Raw genomic sequence first — 14528 nt, 5'->3', positions numbered from 1 at the left:
TCGGCCCGGTGCCGGGTTGATCCGGAATAGCAGTGGCGACGACACGGTTCTCGCTATTACGAGACGGTACCGTCCGTAATTGATGAGAGGAAGCCCCGAAGTGGAACGACTAGACGACCAGCGGCGCCGGAGCCGGGCGCACGCCACGATCGACCGGCTGCAGCACGCCCTGCTCGACCACGACATGCAAGCGTTCGCCGACGAATGGGCGCCCGACGGCACCATGTCGTTCCCCTTCGCGCCGCCCGGCTGGCCGGAGCTCGACGGTCGCGAGGCGGTGCGCGCTTACGTGTCCGACTACACGCAGACCTTCGACGTCGCGGCCATCACCTGGCAGACCCGCCACGACACCGCTGACCCGGACACGGTGATCCTCGAGTGGGCGGTGAACGGGCATGCGGTCAAGACCGGGAACCCGTACGAGATCGCCTACGTCGCCGTCATCACCGTGGATGCCGACGGCATCAGCGGCTATCGCGACTATTGGAACCCGCTGGCCGCCGGTGCGGCGCTGGGCGGGCTCGACGAGATGATGGCGGCCTTCGACGTGGCGGGCGAGAAGTGAACACGGTGGTTCTCGTCCTCGGAGCCACCGGAACCACCGGAGCGGCCGTGACCGACGAACTGCGCCACTTTCCGGACCTGTCGGTCCGCACGGCCACGCGCGCGCCGGCGGCACCGACTGACCTCGAGCACCACGTCTTCGACTGGTTCGACGACGTCACGTGGCGCCCGGCGCTCGACGGGGTCGACCGCCTGTATCTGCTGGCGCCGGTCGGTCACCCCGACCCGGTCACGGTGATCGGCCCGTTCGCCGAGCTCGCCGTGGCGAGCGGCGTGCGTCGCGTCGTCATGCTCAGCTCGTCGGCGGTGGCCTCCGGGGACGCCGGCCTCGGGGCGGTCGATGCGCTGGTGCGCAGGACGTTCCCCGAATGGGAGATCCTGCGACCGTCGTGGTTCATGCAGAACTTCGTCGGTAACCATCCGCTCGCCGAAAGCATCCGGGCGACCGGCGAATTCATCACCGCCACCGGGGACGGCAAGCTTGCGTTCATCGACGCGGGGGATATCGGCCGGTGCGCCGCGGCGCTGCTCGGCGCCGCGGGGAGCACCACTGACGAGCACGTGCTGACCGGTCCGCAGGCCTTGAGCTACGACGAGGCCGCCGCGCTGATGTCCGACGTCACCGGCCGGCGGGTCACCCACCGCGCCGTTGCGCCCGAACGCTACATCGACCGTCTCGTCGGGGCCGGTTACGACGCCGAGTTCGCCGCCGGTCTGGTGGCCCTCGACGGGCTCGTGCGCGACGGTGCGCAGGCGCGCGTCACCGACGCCGTCGAGCGGCTCACTGGAACTGCGCCGCGCAGCTTCGAGGATTTTCTGCGCAGTCGGCGATGGCCCTCGTGAGCGCCGGCCGCCCTCGCGACGTCAGGGTGACCGACGCGATCCTGGCCGCGGTGTTCACCGAACTCGCCGACAACGGCGTGCGCGGCCTGACGATGGAGGCCGTCGCCCGGCGGGCCGGCGTCGGCAAGAGCTCGCTGTACCGTCGATGGCCGTCAAAGGTCGAGATGATCGTGGAACTGATGCGCACGCTGAGCGTCACCGGTGCGCCGGCCCCCGACACCGGATCGCTGCTCGGCGACGTCCTGGTGCTGCTCGACGAGGTGCACACCTGGCTGACCGATCCGCAGGTGCGCTCCATCTATCCGGACCTGCTGGCCGAGGCGCAGCGCAATCCCACCCTCGGGGCTGCGCTCATGGACCATGTCGGCCGACCCAGACGGGCCCGCGCCCAGATCGTGCTGGACCGCGCTGCGCAGCGCGGGGAACTGTCCGAGCGCGCGGATCGTGACCTCATCCTCGATGCGGTCGCCGCGCTGGTGTTCTGGCGGGTGATCGCACTGAGCCGGCCAGTGACCCGGGCGCACCTGCAGAAAGTGGCGGCCTCGATCTGCGCCATGGCCGGCGGCGCGGGCCTTGAGCACGTCACCGCCGGTGGGAATCGGCGTTAGGCCGAGCAGGTTTGTCCAGCGTGGAGTCAGTCGAGTACGCTCGGTGGGTATCCGTGTGCGGTGTTGCCGTGCCGAGATCAAATAATCAAATGTCCCAGTCCCTACGATCCAACCTGTCCGGAGCAACCCACCACATGCCAAGTCCCTCCGTCGCCTCGCCACAAGTAGCCGTCAACGACATCGGCTCGAGCGAGGACTTTCTCGCCGCCATCGACAAGACCATCAAATACTTCAACGATGGCGACATCGTCGAAGGGACCATCGTCAAGGTTGACCGTGACGAAGTCCTGCTCGACATCGGTTACAAGACCGAAGGCGTCATCCCTTCTCGCGAGCTCTCCATCAAGCACGACGTCGACCCCAACGAGGTCGTTTCCGTGGGCGATGAGGTCGAAGCCCTGGTCCTCACCAAGGAGGACAAGGAAGGCCGGCTGATCCTGTCCAAGAAGCGTGCGCAGTACGAGCGCGCCTGGGGCACCATCGAAGAACTCAAGGAGAAGGACGAGGCCGTCAAGGGCACCGTCATCGAGGTCGTCAAGGGCGGCCTGATCCTCGACATCGGCCTGCGCGGCTTCCTGCCAGCCTCGCTGGTCGAGATGCGCCGCGTACGAGACCTGCAGCCCTACATCGGCAAGGAACTCGAAGCCAAGATCATCGAGCTGGACAAGAACCGCAACAACGTGGTGCTGTCCCGCCGCGCCTGGCTGGAGCAGACCCAGTCCGAGGTGCGCAGCGAATTCCTCAACCAGCTGCAGAAGGGCGCCATCCGCAAGGGTGTGGTGTCCTCGATCGTCAACTTCGGCGCGTTCGTCGATCTCGGCGGCGTCGACGGCCTGGTGCACGTCTCCGAGCTGTCGTGGAAGCACATCGACCATCCGTCCGAGGTCGTCCAGGTCGGCGACGAGGTCACCGTGGAGGTGCTCGACGTCGACATGGACCGCGAGCGGGTGTCGCTGTCGCTCAAGGCGACGCAGGAAGACCCGTGGCGCCACTTCGCCCGCACCCACGCGATCGGACAGATCGTTCCGGGCAAGGTCACCAAGCTGGTGCCGTTCGGCGCGTTCGTCCGTGTCGAGGAGGGCATCGAGGGCCTGGTGCACATCTCGGAGCTCTCCGAGCGCCACGTCGAGGTGCCCGATCAGGTGGTCCAGGTCGGCGACGACGCCATGGTCAAGGTCATCGACATCGACCTGGAGCGCCGCCGCATCTCGCTGAGCCTCAAGCAGGCCAACGAGGACTACACTGAGGAGTTCGATCCGTCGAAGTACGGCATGGCCGACAGCTACGACGATCAGGGCAACTACATCTTCCCGGAGGGCTTCGACTCCGAGACCAACGAATGGCTCGAGGGTTTCGAGAAGCAGCGGGAGGAGTGGGAGGCCCGCTACGCCGAGGCCGAGCGTCGTCACAAGATGCACACCGCGCAGATGGAGAAGTTCGCCGCTGCCGAGGCCGAGGAGAGCGCATCCGGTTCGACGAGCAGCAGTTCTCGCTCCGACGAGCCCACCGGTGGTGGCTCGCTGGCCAGCGATGAGCAGCTCGCGGCGCTGCGGGAGAAGCTCGCCGGCAGCGCCTAGCAGCGCAGCCGGATGATTCGCATCGGTCTGACCGGCGGTATCGGCGCCGGCAAGTCGACGGTGGCCACCACCTTCGAGAAGTGTGGCGGCATCATCGTCGACGGCGACGTGATCGCCCGCGAAGTCGTCGAGCCGGGCACCGAGGGGCTGGCGGCGCTGGTCGAGGCGTTCGGCGAGGACATTCTGCTGCCGGACGGCGCCTTGAACCGGCCTGCGTTGGCGGCCAAGGCGTTTCAGGACGACCACACGCGCGGACTTCTCAACGGGATCGTGCATCCCCTAGTGGGCAGGCGGCGTGAGGAGATCATCGCCAGCGTCTCGGAGGAGGCGGTGGTGGTCGAAGACATCCCACTGCTCGTCGAGACCGGGATGGCGCCGATGTTCCCGCTCGTCGTGGTGGTGACCGCCCCGGTCGAGATCCGCGTCGAGCGACTGATCAAGCGCGGCATGGACGAACAGGACGCGCGCGCCCGCATCAAGGCCCAGGCCTCCGAGGAGCAGCGCCGCGCGATCGCGGACGTGCTACTGGACAACTCGGGGTCCCAGGGCGCACTCGTGGAGCGGGCGCGCGACCTCTGGTACAACCGGATCCTGCCGCTCGCCCACAACATCCGTCTTGAGCAGTGCGCCCCGACGGCCGACGGGCTGGTGCCCTACCAGGCCGAATGGCCGGCGGACGCGCAGCGCATCATCAAGCGCATCGAGATGGCGTGCGGAGCAAAGGCCCTGCGGGTCGACCACATCGGCTCGACGGCGGTGCCGGGGATGGACGCCAAGGACGTCATCGACATCCAGGTCACCGTCGCATCGCTGGAGGTCGCCGACGAGATCGCCGAACCCCTGGCCACGATCGGCTATCCGCGCGTCGCGCACATCACCGCAGACGTCTCACACTCGGAAGACGACGCGTTGTGGCGCAAGCGGTTTCATTGTGCAGCCGACCCGGGTCGGCATGCGAACATCCACGTGCGTGTCGACGGTTGGCCGAATCAACAGTTCGCGCTGTTGTTCCGCGATTGGCTGGCCACCAACACCGGTGTGCAACAGGACTATCTCGCCGCCAAGCGCCATGCGCTGTCCACACCGGACTACGCCGACGCCAAAGAACCGTGGTTTCTCGACGCGTATCACCGCGCGTGGGAGTGGGCCCGCACCACCGGCTGGCGCCTCGGCGGTTAGGCGGGCGGGGGGACGTCCTCGACCGGCGGGGCGACGCCCTCGACCGGCAGATCCAGCGGGGCGCCGCACTGCAGAACCCCGTACAACGGATCGTCCTTCGGCCGGAACAGCCGCGGCGCGATGAACTGGTCGGCCTTGGCGACGATCTGCTCGTCGACCAGAATCTCGCAGTGCAGATTCGATCCGTACGGCCATTCGATCGAGATCTCCATACCGGCGTTGGCCGGGTCCGCGAGCACCGCGTTGATCTCGAATGTCTGGCCGGGCAGCAGCGTGGGCTGGGCGCTGTTGACGTTCTGATCGTCGATCTTGTAGGCGACCACCGCGCCGCGGGACGTACCGTCGGCCCTGGCCCGGTAGATGACGTTGTGCAGGATCTCGGGCTCGGGCCCGGGCTCATCCGGCTGCGCCCCGGCGGTGGCCGGGATCAGGACGGAGCCGACCGCCACGACCACAGCGGCCGCGGCGGTGGTCCAGGTGCGCTTGATGGGGCCCACGTGACCAGAGAGTACCGTCCGCGACCGCCCGCACAAATTCATGGTTGTTGCCATCAACAACAAGATCGGCGCGCGGCGGCGCGGTGTTACCTGGTCATGGCCCATGCGTCGCGCCGCGCCACGTCAACGGCATGCCGAGACCGGCGAGCCAGCGGTGCAGGTCGTAGGAGTGCCTGGCCAGCCCGCCGATCGCCGACACGGCGGTGTGTACGGCCTGTTCGGCGGTCTCCGGGGTGAGCAGGCCGTGCCGGACCGCGGTCAACAGCTCGTCGACGTCGCACAACTCGACGCTGATTCCGGTGCGAACCACCAGGTCGAGGTAGTGGTCCTCGGAGTGCCACGCGGTGTCGCCGGGGACGTAGTCGCCCACGTCGAGGTAGAAATCCTGGTCGCGTTCGTGGCCGGGGTTGAAGTGGAACACGGTGACCCGCAGCCGCAGCGACGGCAGCAGCCAGGACTCCATGTAGTGGAACTGGGCGCGACCGGGCGTGGGACGGGCCATGTAGAGACCCCAGGGTTCGACGGTGTAGGTGTCGACGGCCCGCACGACACCCTTCGGGTCGGTGTTGGTGCGAGCCGACAGGTCGAATGTCTCGTGCTTGGGCGCGTGGATGGCCATCAGGATAGTGGCGAACCGCGGGGGAACAGAATGTGTCGGTGCCGGGTTCTACTCTGGTGAATTATGGCTTTCGCTACCGAACACCCCGTGCTGGCGCACTCGGAGTACCGTGCCGTCGACGAACTCGTGCGCACCGGCAACCGCTTCGAGGTGGTCAGCCCGTACGCGCCCGCAGGCGATCAGCCGGCCGCCATCGACGAACTGGAGCGCCGGATCCAGGCGGGGGAGCGGGACGTGGTGCTGCTCGGTGCTACCGGCACGGGCAAGTCCGCGACCACCGCGTGGCTGATCGAACGCCTGCAGCGGCCGACGTTGGTGATGGCGCCCAACAAGACGCTGGCCGCCCAGCTCGCCAATGAGCTGCGAGAAATGTTGCCGCACAACGCTGTCGAATACTTCGTCTCGTATTACGACTACTACCAGCCCGAGGCCTACATCGCCCAGACCGACACCTACATCGAGAAGGACAGCTCGATCAACGACGATGTGGAGCGGCTGCGGCACTCCGCGACGTCGAGTCTGTTGTCTCGCCGCGACGTGGTCGTGGTGGCGTCGGTGTCGTGCATCTACGGCCTGGGCACCCCGCAGTCCTACCTCGACCGCTCGGTAGAGCTGAAGGTCGGCGACGAGGTGCCCCGCGACGCGCTGCTGCGGCTGCTGGTCGACGTGCAGTACAACCGCAACGACGTCGCGTTCACCAGGGGTTCGTTCCGGGTGCGCGGGGACACAGTGGAGATCATCCCGTCCTACGAGGAACTCGCCGTCCGCATCGAGTTCTTCGGTGACGAGATCGAGGAGCTCTACTACCTGCACCCGCTGACCGGCGATGTCGTCCGCAAGGTCGACTCTGTGCGGATCTTCCCGGCCACCCATTACGTGGCCGGCCCCGAGCGCATGGCGCAGGCCATCTCCACCATCGAACAAGAACTGGAGGAGCGGCTGGCCGAGCTGGAGGGTCAGGGCAAGCTGTTGGAGGCTCAGCGGCTGCGGATGCGGACCAACTACGACGTCGAGATGATGCGCCAAGTGGGCTTCTGCTCCGGCATCGAGAACTATTCACGACATATCGACGGCCGACCTGCCGGTTCGGCGCCGGCCACGTTGCTGGACTACTTTCCCGAGGACTTTCTGCTGGTCATCGACGAGTCACACGTCACGGTGCCGCAGATCGGCGGCATGTACGAGGGCGACATCTCCCGCAAGCGCAACCTGGTCGACTTCGGGTTCCGGTTGCCGTCGGCCATCGACAACCGGCCGCTGACCTGGGAGGAGTTCGCCGACCGGATCGGCCAGACGGTGTATCTGTCGGCCACCCCCGGGCCGTACGAGCTGAGCCAGACCGGCGGCGAGTTCGTCGAGCAGGTGATCCGTCCGACGGGCCTCGTCGACCCGAAGGTGGTGGTCAAGCCCACCAAGGGCCAGATCGACGACCTGATCGGCGAGATCCGTCTGCGCACCGAACGCGACGAGCGGGTGCTGGTCACCACGCTGACCAAGAAGATGGCCGAGGACCTCACCGACTACCTCCTCGAGATGGGCATCCGGGTGCGCTACCTGCACTCCGAGGTCGACACGTTGCGTCGGGTGGAGTTGCTGCGCCAACTGCGGCTGGGCGATTACGACGTGTTGGTCGGCATCAACCTGCTGCGGGAGGGCCTGGACCTTCCCGAGGTGTCGCTGGTGGCGATCCTCGACGCGGACAAGGAGGGCTTCCTGAGGTCGACCCGCAGCCTGATACAGACCATCGGACGCGCGGCGCGCAACGTGTCCGGCGAGGTGCACATGTACGCCGACAACATCACCGACTCGATGCGCGAGGCCATCGACGAGACCGAACGCCGCCGGGCCAAGCAGATTGCCTACAACGAAGAGCGCGGCATCGACCCGAAACCGTTGCGCAAGAAGATCGCCGACATCCTCGATCAGGTGTATCGGGAGGCCGACGACGTCGAGGTGGGCGGTTCGGGGCGCAACTCCTCGCGCGGACGCCGTGCGCAGGGCGAACCGGGGCGTGTTGCCAGCGCGGGCATCCTCGAGGGACGCGACACCACCAACATGCCGCGCGCCGAATTGGCCGATCTGATCAAGGAACTCACCGACCAGATGATGGCAGCCGCCCGCGACCTGCAGTTCGAGTTGGCTGCGCGCATCCGCGACGAGATCGCCGACCTGAAAAAGGAACTACGCGGGATGGACGCGGCCGGCCTGAGATGACCTTCGGCCCTCGCGCCCGCCGTGTAACTCGCGTAGAACGAAAGTATGGGTGAGGGAACGAAAGCGGCGCCAGGTTTCGACGTCGAAGTGACCACGCGCGGTCATCTGCCCGGCGCGGCCGATTACGCCAAGGAGAAGATCGCCGAGTTGGGCCGGTTCGCCCATCGTCGGGTCCTGCACGCGCACGTCAAACTGACCAGACACGGGGACCCGGCGCAGGAGCGGCCGGTCATCGCGCAGGCCAATCTCGACCTGGACGGCCGGCTGATCCGCGCGGAGGCCGAGGGCGCCAACGCCCGCGAAGCCGTCGACCGGCTGGCGGATCGGTTACGGCGGCTGCTTCGCCGGGCCGCCGGGCGGTCGACGGACGCAATCCACGAGCGGCACGAGACCCGACCCACCCACCGCCCCAGCCACTTTCCGGTGCCCCCTGAACAGCGTCGGATCGTGCGGCGCAAGTCGTTCACGCTCGCGCCGTGTTCGGTCGACGAGGCCGCGCTCGAGATGGACCTGCTCGACTACGACTTCCACTTGTTCACCGAGAAGGCCACCGGAATGGCCAGCGTTCTGTACCGGCACGGTCCGACGGGCTACCGACTGGCGCAGGTCGCGCCCGTGCCCGCGGACCAGCTGGCCCCCTTCGAGCTGCCCCTGACGATCAGCACTCAGCCGGTTCCGTGCATCACCGTCGAGCAGGCCACCGAGCGCATCGGCCTGCTCGGGCTGCCGTTCCTGTTCTTCATCGACGCCGCCCAGGGCCGTGCCTGCGTGCTCTATCACCGCTACGACGGTCACTACGGGTTGATCACTCCTGCGGCCTGACGGCGGTGTGGCACAACATCACCGGCGCAGGGCAGTGGTGTAGAAGGTTCAGGCTGGTGGAGCCCAGCAGCGTGCCGGCCAGCGCGCCGCGGCCCCGGTTGTCGACGACCACGAGTTGAGACTGCGACGCGTGTTTCATCAGCGCCGCGCCGGCGCCTTCCGGTTCGACGAAATGGGTGACCGCGACGTTGGGGTAGCGGTCGGTCCATGGTTCGACCACGCTGAGCAGGCCCTGCCATTGCAGCGCCTCGATCGCGTCCCAGTCGACCAGTTGCCGGGTGATCGTTTCGGCCGGAGGGTGCATCGCCGGCCAGGCATACACGGCTCTCAGCTCGACGCCGAACCGATCCGCGAACTCGAAGGCGGCCTCGAAGGCGGCGGGTCCGGTCCGGTCACCGTCGACGCCGAGCACCACGGGCTGTCCGGTCGGCGCCGTATTGTCCCCGCGCCAAGCGATCACCGGACACGCAGCCCCCGCCGAGACCGCAAGCGTGGTCGACCCGATCATGATCGCGCGCGCAGGCGAGAGTTCGTCGGACCCGACGACGACCAGCCGGGCCTGGCGGCTGCGCGCCGTCAGCAGGCGGTCCACGGGTTCGTCGGAGCGCAGGGTGATGATCTCCAGCGAACCGAAGTCGGACCGCAGCCGGTCTTCGACTGCCTTGAGCATCGCGGCCGCCGACTCCTGCTGTGCGGTGACGGCGGCCGCCTGGATGGCTGCGGCGGCCGCGGTGAGGGCGTGGCCGGTCGCGTGCCGGCCGTTGACGACCTCCAGCGGAGCCCCGAACGCGTCGGCCACCGCGGCGGCCCAGCGCGCTGCTCGCAGCGACGATTCCGTGCCGTTGACGCCCACCACCACGGGCCGGGTGCTCTCGGACATGCCGTCTCCTACCGGGGCCGCACGACGATCACCGGCGATTTGGCCGCCTGCGCCACTTTTGAGCCGACCGAGCCCAGCAGCATGCCGGCCAGTCGTCCTCGGCCGCGGCTGCCCACGATGACCACCTGGGCCTTGTCGGATTCGTCGACGAGCCACCGGGCGGGCTGATCACCCACGACAACTCGCCGCACGCTCACGTCGGGATAGCGTTCCTGCCACCCGGACAGCCGCTCAGCCAGCACCGCCTGTCCCTGGTCCTCGTAGAGGCGCCAATCCGCGTCGCTGACCGGAATGACCCCGACGTCACTCCAGGCGTGCAGTGCCACGAGCTCCACTTTGCGGCGGGAGGCCTCATCGAATGCGAGCTCGATCGCCTCCTCCGATGCGGGCGACCCGTCGATGCCGACCAGGACCGGTAGGCCGGGGTCTGGTCTGTGGTCTTGGTCGGAGTGGATGATCGCGATCGGGCCGTGCCCGTGGTGCACGAGGCCGCTGCTGACCGATCCGAGAATGGCACGGCCGAACGCACCCATGCCCCGGTCACCGACGACTGTCATGTACGCGTCGCGGGAGGCGGTCACCAGCCCCGAGGCGATGTCGGTGTGGACGGTCTCGGTCCGGACCACCGGGGGCGATGAATCACCCGCGCTGTCCGCCACGATCCTGCGTGCGTCGTCGAGCACCTTGCTCGCGTTCTGCTCCTGCCATTCGTTGATGCTGCTGTGCAGTGAGGCCACCGGCCAGCTCACGACGATCGGCGCCACGACGTGCATCAGGGTCAGCGGGAGGTTACGCATCTGCGCTTCCCCGGTAGCCCAGCGCACCGCGGAGTTCGACTCCGGTGAGCCGTCGACGCCGACAAGAATTCCGAACTCTGGATTCTCTGAAGACATTTCACACACATCCCCTCAATTGAGCGCTGCCATTGGTGTGGCGACATCTACCTTTTCGCGAAACTGCTGCTCTGCTCTGCGCTTCACGCCCAGCAGCATGCTCCGTGCCATGAAGGCCCTTGCCGGACCTGTGATTTCGACCATCAACAACTCGCCGGGGTGGCGAAGTCGAACCCGCGTCCGGGTGAGAAGACGACTGCGATCCGGGCCGTACGGCAGGAGGTGGAACGACCACACCGCATCCCACGGTCGATCGGTGCGCAACACGATCGCCTGTTCGTCGATGACCTCCACCATGTCGTCGGCGTTGCGCTCCCGGACCGCCTGCACCAGCCGTGGCCAGACCGCTGCGGCCGGCGCGTCGATCCACACCGCCGCTGTGGTCCGGACCACCGAATCGCTGAGCAGGTCGTCGCCTTCCAGGGGCTTGCGCGCCTCGTGTTTGGTGGTACCCCAGTTGCGGTAATACCGGCGCGCCGCATACAGCAGCGCGAGCGCGCCGCCGATCTGCAGTGCCTTGGTCACCATGCATCCACCTTGCGCCACCGGCGGGTGGCGCTGCTAGGGCCGGTAGTCCCTAATACGTCGGATTGACCTCAACGGCGGTTGAGCTCGTAACGTGACGGTCGTGACCGATACCGCGGCGACCACCACGGGCAGCTGGCGTGAGCTGTTGGGCCCGAAGAATCTTGGCACCTCCACCGTGCTCGCCGGTGGCATCGCGCTGTACGCGACCAACGAATTCCTCACCATCAGCCTGATGCCCAGCGCCGTGGCCGACATCGGCGGCCACCGGCTGTATGCGTGGGTCACGACGGTATATCTGGTCGCGTCGGTGGTCGCGGCGACGACGGTGCACTCGACGGTGTTGCGGATCGGGCCGCGCTGGTCCTATCTGTTCGGCCTCGGCGTGTTCGGTGCGGGCAGCCTGGCTTGTGCGCTGGCCCCGACGATGGGCATCCTGCTGGCCGGTCGCACGGTGCAGGGTCTGGCGGGCGGGTTGCTGGCCGGCCTGGGGTACGCGGTCATCAGCACCGCGCTGCCGAACACGTTGTGGACCAAGGCATCCGCGTTGGTGTCGGCGATGTGGGGCGTCGGCACTCTGGTCGGTCCTGCCGCCGGCGGACTGTTCTCGCAGTACACCTCGTGGCGGTGGGCGTTCGGTGTGCTGGTGATCCTGTCCGCCGCGATGGCCGTTCTGGTGCCGGTTGCGTTGCCCGCCCGCCGCAACGGCGGCGAGGAGCTCGTCCGTACCCCGATACCGGTGTGGTCGCTGTTGTTGTTGGGCGCGGCGGCGATGGCCGTCAGCGTCGCCGCGGTGCCGACCGACATTCGTGGGACGGTGGCGCTGTTGGCGCTCGGGGCGGTACTGGTCGCGGTGTTCTTCACTGTGGACCGGCGGCGGCCCGCCGCGGTGCTGCCGCCCAGTGCCTACGGTCGTGGGCCGTTGAAGTGGATCTACCTGACGCTGGGCGTGCTGATGGCGGCGACGATGGTGGACATGTACGTACCGCTGTTCGGCCAGCGCCTTGCTCATCTGACGCCGGTCGCCGCGGGCTTTCTCGGCGCCGTTCTGGCGGTCGGGTGGACGGTCAGCGAGATCGTCAGCGCGTCGCTGCGCAGCGAGCGGGTGATCCGCCGCACCGTCGCGGTCGCCCCGTTGGTGATGGCGGCCGGCCTGGCGGTGGGGTCGTCGACGATGGCTGCGGAGGCGCCGTTCGGCCGGGTTGCGGCGTGGGCGGTGGCGCTGCTGATCACCGGGGCCGGGGTGGGCATGGCGTGGCCGCACCTGTCGGCGTGGGCGATGAGCCGGGTCGACGATCCGGCGGAGGCGCCCGCTGCGGCCGCCGCGATCAACACCGTCCAGTTGATCTGCGGCGCATTCGGCGCCGGGCTGGCCGGGGTGGTCGTCAACCTGACCGACGTCGGCGATGCGACGTCGGCACGCTGGGCATTCGCGGCGTTCGCGCTGCTGGCCGCCTTCGGGATGGTGGCCTCGACGCGGAGCGGCCGCGGGTGGGGCCAGGCCCAATAAAGATCACGACTATTTCAATGCTGGGCCCGCGGCCGGTGTCCTGGCAGCCTCACTGTCGTGCGGGTGTGGCTGAGTGGATAGGCACCGGCCTGCAAAGCCGTCTACGCGGGTTCGAATCCCGCCACTCGCTCTGCTTAGGATCGGGCATGGCCAAGCTGGAACTGTCGCGCGAGCTGTCGCTGTGCCCCGAAGACGCCTGGGCGCACGCATCCAACCTGGCCGAGCTCGGTGACTGGCTGCAGATGCACGAGGGGTGGCGCGGCGAGGTGCCCTCGGAGCTGGCGGTCGGCACCACCCTGGTCGGGGTGGCGGGAGCCAAGGGCCTGCGCAACCGTGTCACCTGGACGGTGCGCGAGCTCGATCCGCCCAAGCTGCTGGCGATCACCGGCGACGGGGTGGGCGGCACGAAGTACGCCCTGCGGATGACGGTGGCCCCGGCCGAGGTGGGATGCGCGTTCAGCGTCAAGATCGATCTCGGTGGGCGCCCCCTGTTCGGGCCGATCGGAGCAGCCGCGGCCAGAGCGGTGCGCGGCGATATCGAACGCTCCGTCAAGCGCTTCGAAGCTCTCTACACCTGAGTTACCGACCAGGCTGCTTGCTGCGTCAACAGAGCCGGTTTGCGCGGATGCGCATGGCCGGTGGTCGCCACACCTAACGAGGAGCGAAAGGGTTTGCAGTCACGTCCCACTGCAGTAGCGATGGCGTCTGTCCGCAAATCGCGTGAGCGTCAATAACCAAGCCGCACACCGGAATTCAGATGATTTGCCTGGCTTCGTAGGGATAGAATCATGGCGGGTCGTGGACTGAATTGGCTGTGCTAATAGGGGTTTTGAACGTGACTGTGAAGCAATTCGGAGCGGGAGCAGCAATCGTCGCGGCGTTCGCTGTCGCGGGTGTGGGTTTCGGTGCGGGCGCCGCAAAAGCCGAACCGGGAGTGGCCACCGCACCGCATCAGGTGACATGGAAGCTCGACCACGACGACTGGGACGATTGGCGGCACTGGAACAAGGGCCACCGCGGGCCGCGCTGGAACGCCCCACCACCACCGGCGGCGCCGTGTGGAGCGGGCTACTGGGTGCCGCCTGCCGTGTGGCAATGGGTGCCTCCCGCCGCGTGGGGCTGCTAACCGGCGAGCAGGCCTGCGGCGAACCGTAGATCCGACACCAGGCCGTCGAACGCCGCCTCCCGGGCATCGGGCGGACCGCGCAGCACCGAGGACGGATGCACGGTGACGGCGACCGCGGGGTCGAAACCGGCGGTGTCCGGGGCATCGGGCAGGCTCAGTTGCTCGCCGCGATGGGCGGTCAGGCGAAATGTACTGCCCAACAAGGATTGTGCGGCCGTCGCGCCGAGCAGTACGACGACTTCCGGTTGCACCGACATCATCTCGGCGAAAAGCCAAGGCCGACAGGCGACGACCTCGCTGCGACTGGGCGTCTTGTGAATACGACGTTTGCCGCGCTCGGGCAGGGTGAACTTGAAATGCTTGACGGCGTTGGTCACATACAGGCGGTCGCGATCGATGTCGGCCGCCGCGAGCGCCTTGTCGAGCAGCTTGCCCGCCGGTCCGACAAACGGCACCCCCGCTTTGTCCTCCTGGTCGCCCGGTTGTTCGCCGACCAGCATCATGTCGGCCGTATCTGAGCCACCGCCGAACACCGCCTGGGTGGCGTCCAGATACAGGTCGCAACCCTTGCATCCCTGAGCGGCGCTGGCCAGATCGTCCAGATCGCGCGTGTCCGGCACGAATTCGGCGGCGCTTCGCTTGGTCATGTCACGCGGTTACCCGCGGTGACC

Annotated in this window: 16 protein-coding genes and 1 tRNA gene; 11 read left to right on the top strand and 6 right to left on the bottom strand. The window is 67.7% G+C overall.

What is annotated here, in order from left to right; all coding sequences use genetic code 11:
- Positions 1 to 82 precede the first annotated feature (82 nt).
- The 5 genes from ABQE89_RS10355 to coaE all read left to right on the top strand — a co-directional run bounded on the left by ABQE89_RS10355 (position 83) and on the right by coaE (position 4771).
- A complete protein-coding gene (locus ABQE89_RS10355) occupies positions 83 to 565 on the top strand; it encodes a nuclear transport factor 2 family protein (protein ID WP_448416238.1) in 483 nt (160 codons plus the stop codon).
- A complete protein-coding gene (locus tag ABQE89_RS10350; protein WP_448416237.1) occupies positions 562 to 1407 on the top strand; it encodes an NmrA family NAD(P)-binding protein in 846 nt (281 codons plus the stop codon). Before ABQE89_RS10355 ends, ABQE89_RS10350 begins: the two co-directional genes overlap by 4 nt.
- Entirely contained in the window at positions 1395 to 2015 is a 621-nt protein-coding gene (locus ABQE89_RS10345) for a TetR/AcrR family transcriptional regulator (protein WP_448416236.1), read from the top strand. The genes ABQE89_RS10350 and ABQE89_RS10345 overlap by 13 nt, the downstream gene beginning before the upstream one ends.
- A gap of 134 nt (positions 2016 to 2149) precedes the next feature.
- On the top strand, positions 2150 to 3592 hold the full coding sequence (gene rpsA / locus ABQE89_RS10340) for a 30S ribosomal protein S1 (protein ID WP_448416235.1): 1443 nt from the start codon (positions 2150 to 2152) through the stop codon (positions 3590 to 3592).
- A gap of 12 nt (positions 3593 to 3604) precedes the next feature.
- Positions 3605 to 4771, top strand: a complete 1167-nt coding sequence (coaE, locus tag ABQE89_RS10335; protein WP_448416234.1) for a dephospho-CoA kinase — start codon at positions 3605 to 3607, stop codon at positions 4769 to 4771.
- On the opposite strand, the gene ABQE89_RS10330 is transcribed toward coaE, so the two are convergent.
- Both ABQE89_RS10330 and ABQE89_RS10325 read right to left on the bottom strand, forming a co-directional pair.
- Positions 4768 to 5268 (bottom strand): hypothetical protein, encoded by a 501-nt coding sequence (locus tag ABQE89_RS10330; RefSeq protein WP_448416233.1) that lies wholly within the window; start codon positions 5266 to 5268, stop codon positions 4768 to 4770. The genes coaE and ABQE89_RS10330 overlap by 4 nt on opposite strands.
- 94 nt (positions 5269 to 5362) lie before the next feature.
- Positions 5363 to 5881 (bottom strand): ribonuclease FAU-1 family protein, encoded by a 519-nt coding sequence (locus ABQE89_RS10325; RefSeq protein WP_448416378.1) that lies wholly within the window; start codon positions 5879 to 5881, stop codon positions 5363 to 5365.
- A 69-nt stretch (positions 5882 to 5950) separates the two neighbouring features.
- Here ABQE89_RS10325 and uvrB point away from each other — a divergent pair, with 69 nt between their 5' ends.
- Entirely contained in the window at positions 5951 to 8101 is a 2151-nt protein-coding gene (gene uvrB / locus ABQE89_RS10320) for an excinuclease ABC subunit UvrB (RefSeq protein ID WP_448416232.1), read from the top strand.
- 45 nt (positions 8102 to 8146) lie between these two features.
- Positions 8147 to 8923 carry a ribosome hibernation promotion factor gene (locus ABQE89_RS10315; protein WP_448416231.1) on the top strand — a complete coding sequence of 259 codons (777 nt, stop codon included), beginning with the start codon at positions 8147 to 8149 and terminating at the stop codon, positions 8921 to 8923.
- Here the strand turns inward: ABQE89_RS10315 and ABQE89_RS10310 are convergent.
- Genes ABQE89_RS10310 through ABQE89_RS10300 form a run of 3 tightly spaced genes read right to left on the bottom strand, consistent with a single transcriptional unit; the run spans position 8907 to position 11224 of the window.
- On the bottom strand, positions 8907 to 9803 hold the full coding sequence (locus ABQE89_RS10310) for a universal stress protein (protein WP_448416230.1): 897 nt from the start codon (positions 9801 to 9803) through the stop codon (positions 8907 to 8909). The two genes, ABQE89_RS10315 and ABQE89_RS10310, sit on opposite strands and share 17 nt — an antisense overlap.
- Before the next feature lie 8 nt (positions 9804 to 9811).
- Positions 9812 to 10696 (bottom strand): universal stress protein, encoded by an 885-nt coding sequence (locus ABQE89_RS10305; protein WP_448416229.1) that lies wholly within the window; start codon positions 10694 to 10696, stop codon positions 9812 to 9814.
- A gap of 15 nt (positions 10697 to 10711) precedes the next feature.
- Positions 10712 to 11224, bottom strand: coding sequence for an SRPBCC family protein (locus ABQE89_RS10300; protein ID WP_448416228.1), 513 nt, complete (start codon positions 11222 to 11224; stop codon positions 10712 to 10714).
- 100 nt (positions 11225 to 11324) lie between these two features.
- Between ABQE89_RS10300 and ABQE89_RS10295 the strand changes: the two genes are divergently transcribed.
- The 4 genes from ABQE89_RS10295 (at position 11325) to ABQE89_RS10280 (ending at position 13857) form a co-directional block, all read left to right on the top strand.
- The gene (locus ABQE89_RS10295; protein ID WP_448416227.1) at positions 11325 to 12731 is read left to right on the top strand and encodes an MFS transporter; all 1407 of its coding nucleotides are present in this window, start codon (positions 11325 to 11327) and stop codon (positions 12729 to 12731) included.
- A 59-nt stretch (positions 12732 to 12790) separates the two neighbouring features.
- Positions 12791 to 12861 (top strand) — tRNA-Cys (locus ABQE89_RS10290).
- 16 nt (positions 12862 to 12877) lie between these two features.
- Positions 12878 to 13309 (top strand): type II toxin-antitoxin system Rv0910 family toxin, encoded by a 432-nt coding sequence (locus ABQE89_RS10285; protein WP_448416226.1) that lies wholly within the window; start codon positions 12878 to 12880, stop codon positions 13307 to 13309.
- Positions 13310 to 13566: 257 nt separating this feature from the next.
- Positions 13567 to 13857 (top strand): hypothetical protein, encoded by a 291-nt coding sequence (locus tag ABQE89_RS10280; protein ID WP_448416225.1) that lies wholly within the window; start codon positions 13567 to 13569, stop codon positions 13855 to 13857.
- On the opposite strand, the gene ABQE89_RS10275 is transcribed toward ABQE89_RS10280, so the two are convergent.
- Complete coding sequence (locus ABQE89_RS10275) at positions 13854 to 14504, bottom strand: UdgX family uracil-DNA binding protein (RefSeq protein WP_448416224.1); 651 nt, start codon at positions 14502 to 14504, stop codon at positions 13854 to 13856. The two genes, ABQE89_RS10280 and ABQE89_RS10275, sit on opposite strands and share 4 nt — an antisense overlap.
- Positions 14505 to 14528 lie beyond the last annotated feature (24 nt).

This window comes from Mycolicibacterium sp. XJ1819, assembly GCF_053483675.1.
This window is presented reverse-complemented; position numbering and strand designations above follow the sequence as displayed.